The following is a 16,253-nucleotide window of genomic DNA, read 5'->3' on the forward strand; positions in this document are numbered from 1 at the left end:
GAGGAGGACCCGATGAGCGCCCCGCCGGTGCTGGACAACGCGGCCACGAGGCCGCAGGACGTCCTGGACACGGCGATCGGCACGGCGCGGGCGGAAGGCCGGCTCGACCTCGTCGACCGGCTCTCCGCAGCCCGAAGCCTGCTGCGCGCTCCCTCGGTCACGGTGCAGGTGGCCGGCGGCGCGCTGCAGGGCAGGACCGAGATGGTCACCGCCCTGCTGCGCGCCGCTCCCGGCTCGCCCGACATCACCATCACCCAGGCCCGTGCCGCCGGCCCCGGCGAGGCGGCGGACATCGTGGTGTTCGTCGCCGACGCTGCGCAGGTCCTCACCACCGCCGAACTGGACCACCTGCGCGCACTGCACGACCGCTCCCCCGCTGTCGTGTTCGCCCTGACCGGGATCGACCGGAACCCGGACTGGCGCGACGTGTTCGACGCCGATCTCGATCTGCTGAGCTCGTCCGGAGTGGCCGCCGCTCCGTTCGCGGTGTCGGCTGCGCTGCACGCCGAGGCCGTCGCCACCGATCGACCCGCCCTCGCCACCGCGTCCGGAGTTCCCGCGCTCGCCGAACGGCTCCGCGACCTCGCCGGGCAGACCGAGCTGAGCGCGGCACGTGCCGTCGCCCGACAGGTACTCGGCGCCGTCGTCGAACTGGAGAGCCCCGGAACAGCACCGTCCGGGCCGTCCACCCGGCGCCCGCCCGCCACCGAGCCCGCTCCCGCCCCGCCCGAGCGGGGCCGCTGGCAGCAGGTGCTCTCCGACGGCTTCGCCGCCGTCTCGTCCGACGTGGACTTCGATCTGCGCACCCGCGTGCGCCTCACGGTGGCCGAGGCCGAGCGCGTCGTCGACGAGAACGACCCGGCGACCAACTGGGACGCGGTGGAGGCCTGGCTGCGCGACCGGCTCGACTACGAGGGCCGGCAGACCCGCGCGCTGCTGACCGCGCGCACCGCCGAGGTCGCCTCCGCGCTCGCCGCAGACCTGGGTGGCGCCGCGCTGCGCCCCGTCCACCTATCCGAAGTTCCCGACCTCTTCGGCCACCTCCCACCCCGCGACCCGCCGGCAGGAAGGCGCCGGCCGCTGGCGGCGCGCGGCCGCAGCCTCGTGATGTCCGGGTACGGCGGGCTGATGATGGCGCTGGTCCTGCCCCGCTTCGCCGGCATCACCCTCCCGGTCTGGATCATCGTGGGCGGCGCGCTGCTCGCGGCGGTACTGATGGGCGGCGCGGCCCTCAGCGGTGAGCGCAAGCGGCAACTCGACGCCCGCCGCGCCAGGGCGAAGGCCCTCGTGCGGCACTGCGCCGACGGCTTCCTCCTCGGCGCGGGCAAGTACACGCGCGACGCGATCCGCGCTGCTCAGCAGCAACTGCGTGACGAGTGCGCGGGCCGCACCGCCGAGAGGCAGCGCGCCCTGCCCCCGACCGGGTCACGCCGATCCACCCAGCCCCAGCCACCCCGCAGGCCGACCTCGCCGCCCTCCGCCGCCGCGCCCTGACCCTCCTCACCCGCCCCGCCTGACCGCCCGCCCCCGGTAACCCACCCGCGAGTCGCCCGTTTTGCGTGCGCGAGTCGCCCGTTCCTGGTCCGCGAGTCGCCCGATCTCCGTGCGCGAGTCGCCCGGCCCACGAGCCTCGGAGGCTCGGAGGCTCGGATGTGAGTCACCGTTCCAGGGGCCGATCCGCTTCCTACCTCACAGGGCGCGCACCGCGTCGCGTCGGCCTGCACGACAGGCAATTGTTCTGCCGAGTGCGGGCCGCCCAGACCCCCAGGAGTCTCCCGCTCCAGGGACGCCGGTCGGGACTGTCGCCGGGCCCCTCGCACGGCGCCCGCGCACCCGCGTGGTGCTTGGGTACGGGAGTGACGCCGCCGTTCTGGACGCTAGGACCCGCGGACGTTTCTGTGCCACGCATCAGCCACGCTGCTCCCGCCGACTGTGCGTGAGATCCGACCTGATCGGCAGGTCAGGCTGCGGTGGCGCACCGTCGCCGACGCTGGGCTCACCCAGATCCCGATCAATCGGGCGCGCCGGACCTGCGTGGCCGGTCGGCGTACAGCTCGACCGGGGCCCGCACGATCCGGCCCGGGCCATGGATGTCCCGATGGGCGGGCCGAGCGCCGGGTCGCGCGGGAGTCACGGGCTCCGACCAGCTGCGGGGTCACGACCGGCGATGGTCACCGCACAGCTCGAGGCTCGGTGACCTCGTTCCCGCGCCGCACGGTCTCAGCGTCATCCCGCTCGGCCCGGCCAAGCTGCTCTACCCCGACGAGATCGACCTGGTGGGGGTCCGGCGCGAACGCGGCCCCCTCACGTTCGATCTCGGCCGTCGCCCGGCACTGCAGCGTGGCACGCGCACGAACCCGGCGACTCGGGCGCTCGGAACGGGCGACTCGCGCACGCAAAACGGGCGACTCGCGGAGGGGCTACCGCGCGTCCTGGCCGGACGGCGAGCCCACGGAGGCGAGCGCATCCCGCAGCGCGGCGCGGGAGGTGATGCCGAGCTTCGGGAAGACCCGGTAGAGGTGCGCTCCGACGGTGCGGTGCGACAGGTACAGGCGTTGCCCGATCTCCTTGTTGGACAGGCCCGACGCGGCCAGCACCGCGATCTCCCGCTCCTGCGGCGTGAGCAGGCCGGGGTCGGGTGTGAGGGTCCGGTGATGGCCCGTGGCCCGCAGTTCGTGGGCCGCCCGGTCGGCCCACGGCCGGGCCCCCAGACGGTCGAACGCCTCCCGCGCCGCGGAGAGCTGGACCCGGGACGCCGCGGCGGCCCTGGACCGCCGGAGGTGCTCGCCGTACGCGAGCCGGACCCGGGCCAGCTCGAACGGCCACCGCTCGGCCTCGGGGACGGCGAGCGCCTGCTCGAACAGCGCGGCGGCGCGGTCGTCGTCGGCCGCGATGGCCGCCGATCCGGCCGTCACCAGTGCCAGTCGCGGTGAGAGCTCCCCGATCCGCGCTTCCCGCATCGCCGTGACGTGCGCGGCCGCCTCGGCCCGTCGTTCGGTGCGCGCCGCGGCTTCGACGAGGTCCAGCATCACCCACAGGGCGTTCGGGGCGTGCGAGGCGAACGTTCCCGGCGGGCTGATCGCGGCCGCCTGCTGGTAGGCCTCCTCGAAGTCGTTGCGCGCGACCGCGGCCAGCGCGCGGGCGTGGTGGGCGAACGCCAGCGCGCCGGCGGCCCCCCGCGGCAACGCCCACCCGACGATCTCGTCGGACGCGGCGCGGGCGGCGTCCTGGTCACCGCGGACGGCAGCGGCCAGCGCCTTGAAGTACTGCAGCTGCCAGCGGAAGTAGCGGAACCGATGGGCATCACACAGCTCGAGACCCTCGTCGGCCAGCTCCGTCATCTCCTCCCACCGGCCGGCACCGAAGTCGTCGTGGCACAGCTGGACGATGGCGAGGATCGCCTGGGTGACCGCGCCGCCGTCCCGGCCGTCGCCGAGCACCCGCCACGCGCTCTCCCGGCAGACCGCCAGCCGGTCCACGTAGAGGGCGGAGAGCCCGGTGCGGACGATCCCGACGGGGTCGACCTCGCCGCCCAGGTCACCGCAGACGGCGACGATCTCGTCGAGTACGGGCAGCGCCGTGCGCACCGGGTCCGGGGTGGTCTTCTCGAACAGGGCGAGGACCGTGGGGGCGCGCGGCCGGAGCCGGGCGACCGCGGCGTGGACGGGCTGCCACGACTCCGGGCTCCCGCTCAGCCAGGACAGGAACGACAGCGACCAGATCGCTTCGATGAGCTCCTCGTCGGTGGCGTCGGCCTGTTCGGGATGGCGGGCGATGGCCGCGTTCAGCAGGCCGTGGGCGGTGTCGATGTCACTGCCCCGGTCCATCAGCAGGTACCCGGCCGCGGTGGCCACGGCGTACAGCGACGCGCTGTCCTCCGGGAGGGCGTTGGTGAGCAGTTCCGACGCGCCGTCCACTCCCCCGACGGTCAGCGCGCTGAGGTAGGCGGCCTCGGCCAGCCGCCTGCTCCGTTCGCCGCGCAGCGGGCTGAGGTCGGCGGCACGGGTCAGCCTGGCGACGGCACCCCCCGGATCCCCGCGCCCGAAGAGTCGGCGCGCGGCCTCCTCCAGCAGACCGGCCACCGCCTCGTCGGGCTCGACGGTCGCCTCGCCCAGATGCCACGCGCGGCGTTCGGGCTGGTCCGGCTGTACCTGGGCGAGCGCCAGGTGAGCACGGCGCCGCTCGTCGGTGGTGGAGAGCTCCACGACCGCGGAGCGGGTGAGCGGGTGGCGGAAGGTGAGGGCGGCGCTGCTCCCGTCCACCTGCACGAGGCCCGCCTTCTCTGCCGGGGTGAGATCCCCCGGCGCCCCGCGCACGGAGGCGGCCGCCTGCACGACACGCAGGTCGCCGGTGCCGTCCAAAGTCGCGAGCAGCAGCAGCTGCCGGGTCGGCTCGGGGAGCTCGGAGATCCGCGACGCGTACAGCGCCTGCAGGCGCCGGCTCAGCGGCAGCACCTCGGGCAGCGCGCGCAGGGCCGAGCGTTGCGGGTCGCTCAGTGCGGCGGGCAGCTCCAGGAGCGCGAGCGGGTTGCCCTGCGACTCCGCCACCAGGCGTCCCCGGACGCCCCGGTCCAGCGCCGGGAACCGTTCGCTGACCAGTCCGAGCGCCGCGTCGTCGTCCAGCGGCTGCAACTCGAGCTCGGGGAGACCCGAGCGTTCGAAGAAGCTGTCGGCGCCCGGGCGGGACGCCGCCAGGAACCCGATGCGGTGACCGGCCAGCCGCCGCGCCACGAAGCCGAGCACGGCCGCGCTGGTCCGGTCGAGCCAGTGCACGTCGTCGATCACGATGAGCACCGGGCGGTCGGCGGCGACCCGGCACAGCAGGGCGAGCGTCGCGGCCGACACCACCAACCGGTCCGGGGCCGGTCCGCTCCCGAAGCCCAGCGCCGCCGACAGCGCTTCGCGATGCGCCTCGCTCAGCTGATCGGTTTCGCCCAGGAGCGGCAGCACGGTCTGGTTCAGGCCGGAGAACCCGAGGTCGGCCTCGAACTCCACTCCGGCCGACCGCAGCACCAGGCTGTCCGTCGCCGATGCCTCGTCCACCGCGACGTCGAGCAGCATCGTCTTGCCCACGCCCGGCTCGCCGACGATCAGCAGCGCGGCGCCCTCGACGGCCGCCGCCGCGAGGACGGACCGGATGAGCCCGAGCTCCTGGCCGCGCCCCGCGAGCCCCGCCGCCACACCCCGCGGGTGCGAGAAGCGATCACTGGACATGTCGCCCCCACTGCGCAGAACAGGATCCGTGGGCAGAATAGCAATCACGGGAGGATTGGCGATTATGCCTGATACTACTCACAGTTCACCGCGGACCGCCCCGGATTCGTGGCGAAATCCCATACCGCGCATTCACTGAAACTGGTACCGCCCGATGCACGAATTCCCTGGATCCACCCGGTAGAAGCAACCCGTGGGTCGGACCCCGATTCGTACCAGCTACGCGCTCGGCAGGGTGGCGGGGGTCGGCGCGATGCTCGCCGACCAGGTGCCGGTGACGCAGCGCGGTACGACGGCCGGCGCGTTCGGCCTGTGCCTGCCGGTGGGCGTGGTCGCCGGCACGTATCTCGTGCAACTCGTCTCCCCCAGGTCCTTGCCATGTTCGTGGTTCCGGGCGCGGTCGGCGGCCCGCTGATCCTGCTGTTCACGGCCTCGTTGCCGGACCGCCGGCTGGACCCCGCCGGCAAACCCCCGTGGTCCGTCCGGGAGTTCGCGCTCATTTGCCGTCGACCCGCGCCGCCGTCCGGACTTCGCGCTGTCCGACGTCACCGGCTGCCGCAAGATCTTCGGCCTCGCTCTGTTCCTCATCGCCGACGCGGCCGGCTTCGGTGACTTCCTCGTCGTCATGGCGGTGGCCGGACTCGGGCTGGGCGTGTACGTCGCCCCGGCCATCGCGCCCGCGACTTTGACGCTCAGTGACGGGTCCTACACATTTCTCTTTTCACTGGCTGCGATATTCCCGGTACTGGGAGCAATCACCGTTCCCCCCGTGCAGAGAGTCCGCTAATCGCTCGCCCGGCCGCGCTACTGTCCGAGGAAGTCGAGGAACGCCTTGTTCAGCTCCTCGGAGTGGGTCCAGCCGATGTTGTGCGGACCGTCCTCGATCTCCACGAGGCGCGCGTCCTTGATGAGTGCCGGCAGCCGCCTCCCGGTGGAGTCGATGGGCAGGATCCGGTCCTCGACGCCCTGGACGACCAGGGTGGGGACGTCGAACTTCGGCAGGTCGTCTCGGAAGTCGGTCAGCCAGGAGTCGACGCAGCGCAGGGTCCCGATGGCCGAGGCCCCGACCGCGGTGATGAAGCTGGCCTGCCACGCCTGCTCGCTGATCCGGGTGCCGCCCAGCTTGTCGACGTTGTAGAACTCGTCGAGGAACGCCTTCTGGTACGCGGGGCGGTCCTTGCGGATCGCGTCCTTGAACCCCTCGAAGACGCTCCCCGGTACCCCCTCGGGGTTGTCGTCGGTCTGCAGCAGGAACGGCGGGATCGGACCGAAGAGGGCGGCCTTGGCCACCCGCTCGGTGCCGTAGCGGCCGATGTACCGCGTGACCTCGCCGGTGCCCATCGAGAAGCCGGTGAGCACGATGTCGCGCAGGTCGAGGGCGTCGATCAGCGTCTTGAGGTCGGCGGCGAAGGTGTCGTAGTCGTAGCCGTCCGCGGGCTGGCTGGACTTGCCGAAGCCCCGCCGGTCGTAGGTGATGACGCGGTAGCCGGCGTCGAGCAGGACCGGTGTCTGCTTCTCCCATGACGCGCCGTTGAGCGGGAAGCCGTGGATCAGGACGACCGGCTGACCCGAGCCGTGGTCCTCGTAGTACAGGTCGATCGATCCCGAGTTCTCCTGGCCAACGGTGATGTAGGGCATCCGCATCTCCTGGGTCGGTCCGGTACGAGCAGCGCCAAGCTATACGCGAGTTTTCGACTGTTGTCGCACGTCATCGCGCTTCTGCCGGGTTCGTCGCCCGACCGGGCGCAGGGCGTGCGCCCGGTCGCGCGACGCCGTTCCCGCGGATGTCGGAGGCACCGCCATCAGGCGGCGTCAGCCGGCGAGTGCAGGTCGGAGACCGTCGCGCTTGCGGCGGCGGGCACGAAGGTCTCGTGCAGCAGCCGCACCGCGTCGTCGACCCGGGACGAGGACACCGCAACGGTGATCCGGCCGGGAGTCGTGGTGACCAGCCGCGGGGTGATGCCACCCGCCTCGAGGGCGGCCAGCGCGCGAACCGGGATGTCGGGCTTGCGAGCCACGCCGAGGCTCACCACCGAGACCGAACCCAGATCCTCGTCGACCTTCGCGGCGAGATCGACCGCGTCGAGCGCGGCGGTGACTTCGACGGGGTCGGCACCCGGAGCGGTGAACTGGACCCCGGAGGTGGTCGGGACGATGGCACCCACGGTGATGGCCCGCTCGGCGAGAGCCGCCGCGACCACCCCGGCACCTGCGCCGTCGACGGCGAAGAGGCTCTCCTCCCGCCGGTGCGCGATCCCGGCGACCTCGGCGGTCCCCTCGAAGCCGGCCGCCTCGCGCCGGATCCAGGTGCCTTCCTCGGTGCTGAAGCTCGAACGCAGGTGGATGTCCACGCCGTGCGCCAGCGCCAGCTCGACCGAACGCGGCTGCAGCACCGCGGCTCCGGCCTCGGCCATCTCGAGCATCTCCTCGTGCCGGATCGACGACAGCCTGCGCGCGTCGGGAACCACCCGGGGGTCGGCGGTGAACACGGCCGGGACATCGGTGAAGATCTCGCACTCGCCGGCGTTCAGCGCCGCCGCAACGGCGACCGCCGAAGCGTCCGAGCCGCCACGGCCCAGCGTCGTCACGTCGCCGTCGGGCGCGATCCCCTGGAAGCCCGTGACCAGCACGATCGCCCCATCGGCCAGTGCGTCGTTGATGCGCTGGGGATCGATGCCGACCAGCCGGGCGTTGCCGTGCCGGGCGTCGGTGCTGATACCGGCCTGCGGCCCCGTGAGCGACACCGCGTGGGAGCCCAGCTCGGCCACCGCCATCGACGCCAGCGCGCAGGAGATCGACTCACCGACCGACAGCAGGGCGTCGAGCTCCCGCAGAGGCGGCCTCGACGACATCGCGTACGCCTGGTCGACGAGCTTGTCGGTGGACTTGCCCATCGCGGAGAGGACCGCGACGACCCCGCGGCCGGAGCGCTGTGCGGCGACCATGCGTTCGGCCACCGCGCGCAGGCGGTCGTGGTCGGCGACGGAGGTCCCGCCGAACTTCCACACGAGCGGCGCCGCCGGCGCGGCGGTTGCCCGCCGGCCCCCCTCGATGGCCACCTCAAACGTGTTGCGCGTGCTCATCCGAAGATCCTCCCCTGGTGGTGCCGTGTCCCCATCCCTTGCGGGAACACCGCCTTGCTGTGTGGAGGAGGAGCCTGCTGGAGCGAGACCAGCAGATTGATGGTGTGCTCGCCCGACCGCCGGGTGTCATCCCCCGTCCGGCGGTCGGGTGCGTTCTCAGAGCACATGAGGATCCTGCCCTGATGCCGGCCCACACTCGTCGAGCCGAAGAAGCTCGCTCCGGTACGGCATCAGCTCGGCCCGCGACCCGTCGTCGTAGACGTTCTCCCAGGTACGGCGCCGGTCGTGGCTGTCCAGCTCGGAAAGCCGGTTCCCTGCACGTTCACCGAACATCGTTCACCTCGTCTCCGCACGGCGGGTCAAATGCCCGCGGTGGTCGCATCCGACGAGATTCCATCGGAGCGGCGCATCGTCACCATGGGACCTCCCCGCGTAGTGCGGGGTGGAACTCCCCCTCGTTGGTTAGTACGCGCCTACTGGCGTAACGGTTCGGTACTGCTGCATGAGCGCTCAATCACTCTCGACCGGGGAACACACGGGCGAGCTTCGCGAGGACCCCGAACACCACCTGCGTCGGGCGCTGCTGCTCGCCGTGCACGGCGTTGAGCACGACGAGGGCTCCGGTCAGCGCGGGGATGACCCACTGGCACACCGCCAGCTGCTGCTGGGTCCTCGCGATGTCGGGCGGGGTGTCGGTGGCAGGGTCCGTGCCGCCCTCGATCGGCGTGCCCTCCGCCCGCTGGAGCTTCCAGCCCAGCAGCCGGCTGTAGGCGGTCACCGCGAGCGCGGCACCGGTCACGGCCGACTTGGCGGTCGAGGTGGCTCCGACGCCCTGCTGCGTGGCCACCCTTCCCTTGTTGCCGAGGAGGAGCCCGGTCGCCCCCACGAGATGGATGATGATCGCGACCAGGTTCACCGGGGTCCAGCGGGCCCATCCGGCGTTGGCAACCCGGAGTCGCTGCTTCTCGTCCGGAACGTCGGCGGCGGCTCCGTTGACGGCGACGGCACCGGCCAGTGAGCCACCGAACCAGGCGGCCAGCCCCAGGTCGTTCAGACTTCGCACCACGGTGTTGCGCTGTGACATGTCAGGTTGCCCCTTCCACTGCCGACGCCGCACCTCGGCGTCGCAGCCGGGGGCATACCCGGGAAGTGCCTGATCACGCGAGGTCTCCACGACCGTGTCAGAGGCGAGTGCGGTGGTCGCCTCGCCGTCGTCCACGCCGGCGTCCACGCCGTCGCGGTCGGGATCCGCCGTACCCGCCGCCGGGGCCCGGCGTTCGTACTCGATGCCGTAGTGGCGGTAGAGCTGTTCCTCCTCCTGCGGGGACAGGTGGGTGTCCTCGCAGATGAAGGGGGCGTCCTTCACCGTCGCCCTGCCGTAGGCCAGGGTGATCCGCTCGTCGCCGAACTCGGCGCCCTCCACCGGGACGAAGCTCTCGCAGGTGCCGAAGAGCCCGGTCTGGACGGTGACCCAGGTGGCCTGCCCGGTGTCGTCGTCGACGTAGACCTGACCGACCGTCCCGATCTTCTCGCCTGCCCGGTCGTACGCCGTCGATCCGACCAGGTCGCGCAACTCGTTCCCGGACGTCATCGGTTGAACTCCCTCCTGCGGCGGTGTCCGGGAGCCGTGGCACCGGTTCGGCTGTGGCGAGTGCTGGTGCCGGTCTACCCACGCAGGCGGGAAATCATGGCGAACCGGAGGGAATGCCCTCAATCGATTCCGGCGAGACGACGGAAGAGCGACGCGATCAGTTCTCCCGGGCCGCCCGGCGGCCTGCCGCGACGCCGGCGACGGGGTGCGTCCCGAGGACACCGGTGGAGAAGAGCGTCAGCATGGATCAGGTGGGTATGCCGGCGATCCTTCCGGCTGGTGTTTCCGGCGGTTGCGTCGAGCAGGCCGGCGCAGTGGCGGGGACATACCCCGGGGGGGCTGCCTGTTCACGCGGGGCCACTCCCGACCTGGGGGACGCCGTTCGCGGTGGCCCGGCGCTCGCCGTCAACGGGGAACAATTGGTCGCGCGATCTTCCACCAGTTGCCGGAATGAATTTCAGGCATTCAGCGCATCAATGGCGATCCGAGCCAGATTTGTAATGATTTCTCGTGTGTGTGGGGTCGGCGCGGGTAAGTCCGCCGCGCCCGAAGGAGACGCAGCAGAGCACTCCGGCACAGCCGGTCCGGTGCCACGGCTGCTGGAACCACCACAAGAGGAGAACTCAGCACATGACTTCAGGGAACGACCTGCGCGACCTGATCGGATCGACAGCATACGACCGCTCCGGTGACAAGATCGGAAAGGTCGGTCAGGTCTACTTCGACGACGAGACCGAGCAGCCCTCGTGGGTCACTGTCCACACCGGGCTCTTCGGAACCGGCGAGAGCTTCGTTCCGGTGGAGGGCGCCGAGCACGGAGGTGACCGGGTGACCGTGGCCTACGACAAGGCGACGGTGAAGGACGCGCCGCACATCAGCGAGGACAGCCACCTGTCGCCTCAGGAGGAGGAGCAGCTCTACCGCCACTACGGCATCGAGTACGGACGACGGGACCAGGTCGCCGGTACGACCGGGGACCGGCACTCGGACCGGGACCGCGACGGCGACGGCGTGTACGACGACAAGGTGAGCACCGCGGTCGGCCGGGACACCTCAGGTCCGACCACCGACGACGCCATGACCCGGTCGGAGGAGCGGCTACGGGTCGGCACCGAGACCCACGAGGCCGGGCGGGCTCGGCTGCGCAAGCACGTGGTCACTGAGCACCAGCAGGTTCAGGTGCCCGTCAGCCGGGAGGAGCTCCGCGTCGAGCGGGAGCCCATTACCGACGCCAACCGTGGTGACGCCCATGACGGCCCCGCGATCTCGGAGGAGGAGCACGAGGTCGTCCTGCGCGAGGAGCGGCCGGTCGTGGGCACGGAGGCCGTGCCGGTGGAGCGGGTGCGGGTCGGTACCGAGACGGTGACCGAGCAGCAGACCGTGGGCGGGGAGGTCCGCAAGGAGGAGATCGACCTCGACGACACCGCGAGCGAGGGTCAGCACCGCCGCTGACCTGGCGAGCCGTGCCCCCGGCCGACGTTCGGCCGGGGGCACGGACGTGTGCGGCCGTCACCGGACCGGCAGCGCCTCCCAGGTTGCCCGGTGGCCCGCGATCCCGTCAGCGGACGAAGTGCGTCGTCGGCCGCGGCTGGGGCTCACCGTCCAGGACGACGTCGACCTTCTCGTTGTAGAACGCCACCAGGCCGGCGATCGGCAGCAGCGCCGCGGTCGGGAAGTCGTAGGCCCACGCCAGGTCGGGGTACAGCTGGTCGCCGATGCGCACCGACCAGTACTCGCTGGTCCGGCCCTTGTACGGGCACGGGGTGACCGTGTCGCTCGGCTCCAGGTGCTCGAAGTGCACGGCGGTGCGGTCGAGGTAGTAGCGGGTGGGCAGGCCGGTCTCGAACACCATCACCGGCGCCGACGACTCGGCCAGCACCACACCGTCGAGCTCGACCCGCACGGTGCGGGTGGAGCGCAGCGCGTCCACCCGGGTGTAGGGGTTGCGGGGGTGGACGAAGACCTGCTCGTCCTCCTCGAACCAGGAGTCCATGGCGGCCCAGTCGAACCGCACGGTCGCGGCGAGCCCTTCCACGGCCTCGTCGGTGTACACGCGGGCCGACCCCGGACGCTCGGTGTCGCCGACGCGCAGCCCGTGGAGCCGGGTGACGCCGCGGCTCACCCGCTGGACGTGCTGCTCGTCGACGAGCACGTCCGGGTCCACGTCGGACAGTGGGATGTAGTACTGGGGGTAGAACGGCCACTCCCAGACGTAGAGGGCGTGGACGGTGTCGAGCACCACCCGGCCGCCGAGCACGGCACGAACCCTCCGGGGCACGGGCTCGATGCCCTCTGGCGGGGTCATCGACTGCGGGTAGTCGCGCATGCTGTCCATGCTTACCCCTGTTTCCGGGAGAAGCGGCGCCAGATCCAGCCGGCCGGGACATGCCTGCCGGTGACCACGTACTGCAGCGCCCCGTCGACGACCAGGGTCGTGTCCAGCGCGCGGCGCGCCGCGGGGCGCCCGGCCAGGAGCAGCTCGTCGCCCGTGGCGAGCACCGTGTCGTCGTCGGGCGTCACGAGGCACTCGCCGGCCCGGAGGATCATCAGGACCACCACGTCCAGCCGCTCCTCGCGGACGTCGGGGTCGCGCAGGAGATCACCCATCCGCGCATCGCCGGCTGCCAGCCACCCGGTGAGCGCGGGCGCCTCGTCGTGGGTGAGCCGGATCTTCCAGAGCGACTCCAGGTGCCGGCTGCACTGCTCGGTCATCCGGTCGACGAGCGCAGCCGCCCAGCGGTCGTCCCGGTGGGGCACCTCCCGCAGGAAGCGCCACAGCAACGGGGTGCTGAGCTGCGCGAACACCTCGTGGGCCACCACCTCGGTCGGCACGAGCAGCGAGTCGACGTCCATCACGGCGAACAGCGGCCCGCTGGACGGGCGGTTCTGCCGCGCCGCCACGAAGATCGACGGGTTGGCCCGCCGGGCGGCGGCGATGAGCGACAGGTTGCTCGTGTCGTTGTCCGTGCCCGCGACGAACCCGACCGCGTCCGCCACGCCTGCCCCCTCCAGCACCGCGGGCTCGAACCCGTGGCCGGAGACGAGGGTGGTCTCCTCCTCCGCGTCAGCCGGGCGGTCGGCGACGGGATCGATGATGGTCACGTCCAGGCCCTCGGCCTGCAGGTCCTCGACGATCTCGCGGCCCAGCCTGCCGTACCCGCACACCACCCAGCGGCCCTCGGCGGGCGGCCTCGCGCGCGGCGGCAGCTCGGCCCCCGGCCCGCTCTCCAGCCACGTGATCAGCTGGTAGGTGGCGGGCGCGCGCAGCGCGATCCGCAGGTGGTCGCCGAACCGGTCGAAGGGGTTGACGACCGTGGGGGTACCGAAGGCGTGCATCCGCTCGGCGATCACGGTGGAGACCGTGCGCGCGATGACCGGCAGGTCCGGCCGCAACAGGGCTGCCGTCATCGTGACGGCGAGGTTCGCCTCGTCGTCGTTGGTGAGAGCCAGCACGGCCTCGCAGTGCGGGTTGCCGAGCCCCGCCACGCCGAGATGACCCGGGTCGCGGGCATCGGCCACCAGCCCGGGCACGTCCGCGTGGTACGGGTCGAGGTCGAGCCCGTCGATGCGTTCGTTCTCGACGTCGACCACGACGAACCGCCTGCCGAGCGCGTCGAACGACCGACCGAGCAGCTCACCGGTGCGCCCGTACCCCACGATCAGCAGGAACGGCTCGCGCAGCCGCGACACCTTCCGCGTGAAGTGCTGCAGGGCGAGCGCCTGGCGGAACGCCCGGTCCTGCACGAGCGCGAGCAGCGAGCCGATCGCGTAGGCCCACCCGATGACCGTCAGGTAGATCGTGGCGGTCACCCACAGCCGCTGGGCGTCGGTAAACGTGTAGGGCAGCTCGCCGAAGCCGATCGTCGAGGCGGTGTAGCTCATGAAGTAGAAGGCGTCGAAGAACGTCATCCGGTACGACAGCCCCTCGGCCGTGCGGCCGGGTACGAGGGTCAGGCCGAGCACGGCCACCGCGAAGATCGTGATCAGGACGATGAGAGGCACGCGCATCCGGCGCAGGATCAGGAAGATCGTGGCCGAGGCCTGCACCGCCGACGCCATCGGGATGCGCCTGCGTAGCCGGCCCGTCCGCTGCTCGTCCTGGCCGAAGAGACGCCACCAGAACGAGAGCAGTGGATTGCCCACCGGAGCACCCCTACCGGCGGTGGTACGAGACGGTCTCGACGACGAGCAGCACCACCGAGACGACGTTCGCGAACAGCGCGCCGCCCGACAGGGACACGACGCTGGCCATCGCGGAGGGGGTCAGCCCGTCGGTCGAGATGTGGGCCGCGTAGGTCCAGGCCAGCGCCGCGGCAATGAGCTGCAGGTCGGCCACCAGGCTCGTGGCCAGGTGCACGGCGCCGATCTGCGTGCGGTCGCCGAACTTGAGGACCGTGGCGATCAGGCTGACGACGACCGCCGCGAACAGCTCGTAGATGTTGTGCAGCGCGGGGTTGGCGATGTCGCCGATGAAGAAGCCGAAGTTCAGGGTGGCGGCCAGCAGCACGAAGAAGCCGAAGACCACCTTCTCGAGGTTCATCCGCAGCACCCCCGGTCGGGACGGGCGCGGCCGCGCCGCGGGTCACGCTAACGCGAGGTGTCCTCGCATGTCGGATGAACAGGCCATCATGTCCCTGATCGGGCGGATCGAGACACGGAGGACGGATGAGCAGACCGGACATCACCGACATGGCGGAGATCAACCGCCGGACGATCGAGCAGTTCCGGGCCGGTGGCGAGATCCCCGGCATGCAGCGCGAACGCCTCGTCCTGGTCACCACCACGGGACGCCGCACCGGGCAGCGGCGCACCACGCCGATGATGTTCCATCCCGACGGCGAACGGCTGCTCCTCATCGCGTCCAACATGGGGGCACCGCGCCATCCCGAGTGGTACCTCAACCTCGAGGCCGATCCCCACGTCACCGTGGAGGTGGGCGAGGAGACCTACGAGGCCACGGCTGTGGCCGCCACGGGCGAGGAGCGCGAACGCCTCTGGACCGTGTTGAAGGAGAGCTACCCCTTCTTCGCCGACCACGAGGCCGCCACCGACCGCGTCATCCCGGTCGTGGTGGTGACGAGGGCGTGAGCGTCACCAGGTGACCGGCAGGGACCCCACCCCGTAGACGACGTTGTAGGAGCGGAACTCCACCTCGGCGGTGGGATCGGCGAGGGCGAGCGACGGGAAGCGCTGCAGGAGCGCGGGGAGGGCGATGCGCAGCTCGGCGCGGGCCAGCGGCGCTCCCAGGCAGTGGTGCACCCCGTGCCCGAACGCCACGTGCCGGGTGACGACGCGGGTGACGTCGAGGCGGTCGAGGTCCTGACCGAGGGCGGGGTCGCGGTTGGCGACCGGCAGCGACAGGATCACCAGGTCGCCCGCCGCGATCCGCTCACCGGCGAGCTCGGTGTCCTCGTTCGCGAACCGCGGCACGCCGCTGTGCACCACCGAGAGGAAGCGCAGCAGCTCCTCCACCGCTGCCTCGACGCCGTCGGGCCGGTCGCGCACCAGCCGGAGCTGGTCGGGGTCGCGCAGCAGGGCGAGGACACCGAGGCCGATGGTGTTGGCGGTGGTCTCGTGGCCTGCGATGAGGAGCAGGCTCGCGATACCGGTGAGCTCGCCGGTGGTGAGCTCGTCACCGTGCTCCCGCACGAGCATGCCGAGCAGGTCGTCCCCCGGCTCGACGCGCGCCCGCGCCACCAGCTCGGCCATGAACGCCCGCGACTCGACCCGCGCCTGCGCGCGCACCTCCAGGTCGAGCGACACGTCGAGCTGGCGGCGCGCCCGTCCCTGGAACTCCCCACGATCGGCGTAGGGGACGCCGAGCAGCTCACAGATCACCAGCGACGGCACGGGCAGCGCGAACGACTCCACCAGGTCGGCGGGTGGCCCGGCCTGCTCCATCGCCGCCAGATGGTCCTCGACGATCTCGGTGATCCTCGGCTCCAGCCGCCGGATCCGCCGCACGGTGAACTCCGGGCTCAGGAGCTTCCGCAGCCGGGTGTGCTCGGGCGGGTCGCTGAGCAGCAGCGATCCCTCGGTGTCGGCCCCGGCGAGGCCGGGGAACCCGGGCGGGCGCCTGCCGTTGCTGAAGCGCACCGCGTCGGCCAGCACCTCACGGACTTCGGCGTAGCGGGTGACGACCCACGCCGAGAACCCGAACAACGTCTCGATCCGGGTGAGGCCCGTGGTGGCCTGCACCTCCGAGAGCTCCGCCGGCGGGTCGAAGCCGTCACGCCGCATGTGGATCGGCATCGGGCGTGCCTGCGTCATCCCGGAGTCCCTTCGATCGGAGCGGCGCCGGGTGGCGTCGGCTCGTGCCCTCTCGGTACCCGACCCGACCCACCCGGCGCCACTGTCCGTCGCCGA

The 16,253-nt window shown here is 71.8% G+C and carries 13 protein-coding genes; 4 read left to right on the plus strand and 9 right to left on the minus strand.

Translation table 11 applies throughout. From position 1 onward, the window contains the following. Positions 1-12 precede the first annotated feature (12 nt). Positions 13-1,494, plus strand: a complete 1,482-nt coding sequence (locus AC5L35_RS26120; RefSeq protein WP_495062340.1) for a hypothetical protein — start codon at positions 13-15, stop codon at positions 1,492-1,494. A 926-nt stretch (positions 1,495-2,420) separates the two neighbouring features. Here the strand turns inward: AC5L35_RS26120 and AC5L35_RS26125 are convergent. Continuing rightward, positions 2,421-5,213 carry an ATP-binding protein gene (locus tag AC5L35_RS26125; protein ID WP_495062341.1) on the minus strand — a complete coding sequence of 931 codons (2,793 nt, stop codon included), beginning with the start codon at positions 5,211-5,213 and terminating at the stop codon, positions 2,421-2,423. 193 nt (positions 5,214-5,406) lie between these two features. On the opposite strand from AC5L35_RS26125, the gene AC5L35_RS26130 reads away from it, so the two are divergent. Beyond that, positions 5,407-5,628, plus strand: coding sequence for a hypothetical protein (locus tag AC5L35_RS26130; RefSeq protein WP_495062342.1), 222 nt, complete (start codon positions 5,407-5,409; stop codon positions 5,626-5,628). 389 nt (positions 5,629-6,017) lie between these two features. Here AC5L35_RS26130 and AC5L35_RS26135 read toward each other — a convergent pair whose 3' ends face one another. From AC5L35_RS26135 to AC5L35_RS26150, 4 genes are all read right to left on the minus strand, one after another. After that, positions 6,018-6,851 (minus strand): alpha/beta fold hydrolase, encoded by an 834-nt coding sequence (locus tag AC5L35_RS26135; protein ID WP_495062343.1) that lies wholly within the window; start codon positions 6,849-6,851, stop codon positions 6,018-6,020. A gap of 164 nt (positions 6,852-7,015) precedes the next feature. Beyond that, positions 7,016-8,296 (minus strand): aspartate kinase, encoded by a 1,281-nt coding sequence (locus AC5L35_RS26140; RefSeq protein ID WP_495062344.1) that lies wholly within the window; start codon positions 8,294-8,296, stop codon positions 7,016-7,018. Between the two features lie 156 nt (positions 8,297-8,452). Next, positions 8,453-8,629, minus strand: coding sequence for a hypothetical protein (locus AC5L35_RS26145; protein WP_495062345.1), 177 nt, complete (start codon positions 8,627-8,629; stop codon positions 8,453-8,455). Between the two features lie 181 nt (positions 8,630-8,810). Continuing rightward, a complete protein-coding gene (locus AC5L35_RS26150; RefSeq protein ID WP_495062346.1) occupies positions 8,811-9,887 on the minus strand; it encodes a PRC-barrel domain-containing protein in 1,077 nt (358 codons plus the stop codon). A gap of 630 nt (positions 9,888-10,517) precedes the next feature. On the opposite strand from AC5L35_RS26150, the gene AC5L35_RS26155 reads away from it, so the two are divergent. Then, a complete protein-coding gene (locus AC5L35_RS26155) occupies positions 10,518-11,339 on the plus strand; it encodes a DUF2382 domain-containing protein (protein WP_495062347.1) in 822 nt (273 codons plus the stop codon). 106 nt (positions 11,340-11,445) lie between these two features. On the opposite strand, the gene AC5L35_RS26160 is transcribed toward AC5L35_RS26155, so the two are convergent. Genes AC5L35_RS26160 through AC5L35_RS26170 form a run of 3 tightly spaced genes read right to left on the minus strand, consistent with a single transcriptional unit; the run spans position 11,446 to position 14,427 of the window. Beyond that, complete coding sequence (locus tag AC5L35_RS26160; protein ID WP_495062348.1) at positions 11,446-12,222, minus strand: DUF427 domain-containing protein; 777 nt, start codon at positions 12,220-12,222, stop codon at positions 11,446-11,448. Between the two features lie 2 nt (positions 12,223-12,224). Next, positions 12,225-14,030: a potassium channel family protein gene (locus AC5L35_RS26165; protein WP_495062349.1), complete on the minus strand. Its 1,806-nt coding sequence runs from the start codon at positions 14,028-14,030 to the stop codon at positions 12,225-12,227. Between the two features lie 10 nt (positions 14,031-14,040). Beyond that, positions 14,041-14,427 carry a DUF6394 family protein gene (locus AC5L35_RS26170; protein ID WP_433273187.1) on the minus strand — a complete coding sequence of 129 codons (387 nt, stop codon included), beginning with the start codon at positions 14,425-14,427 and terminating at the stop codon, positions 14,041-14,043. 125 nt (positions 14,428-14,552) lie between these two features. Between AC5L35_RS26170 and AC5L35_RS26175 the strand changes: the two genes are divergently transcribed. Continuing rightward, a complete protein-coding gene (locus tag AC5L35_RS26175) occupies positions 14,553-14,975 on the plus strand; it encodes a nitroreductase family deazaflavin-dependent oxidoreductase (protein ID WP_495062350.1) in 423 nt (140 codons plus the stop codon). Between the two features lie 3 nt (positions 14,976-14,978). On the opposite strand, the gene AC5L35_RS26180 is transcribed toward AC5L35_RS26175, so the two are convergent. After that, the gene (locus tag AC5L35_RS26180) at positions 14,979-16,157 is read right to left on the minus strand and encodes a cytochrome P450 (RefSeq protein ID WP_495062351.1); all 1,179 of its coding nucleotides are present in this window, start codon (positions 16,155-16,157) and stop codon (positions 14,979-14,981) included. Between the last annotated feature and the right edge of the window lie 96 nt (positions 16,158-16,253).

This window comes from Pseudonocardia sp. OZ21 (genome assembly GCF_059359135.1).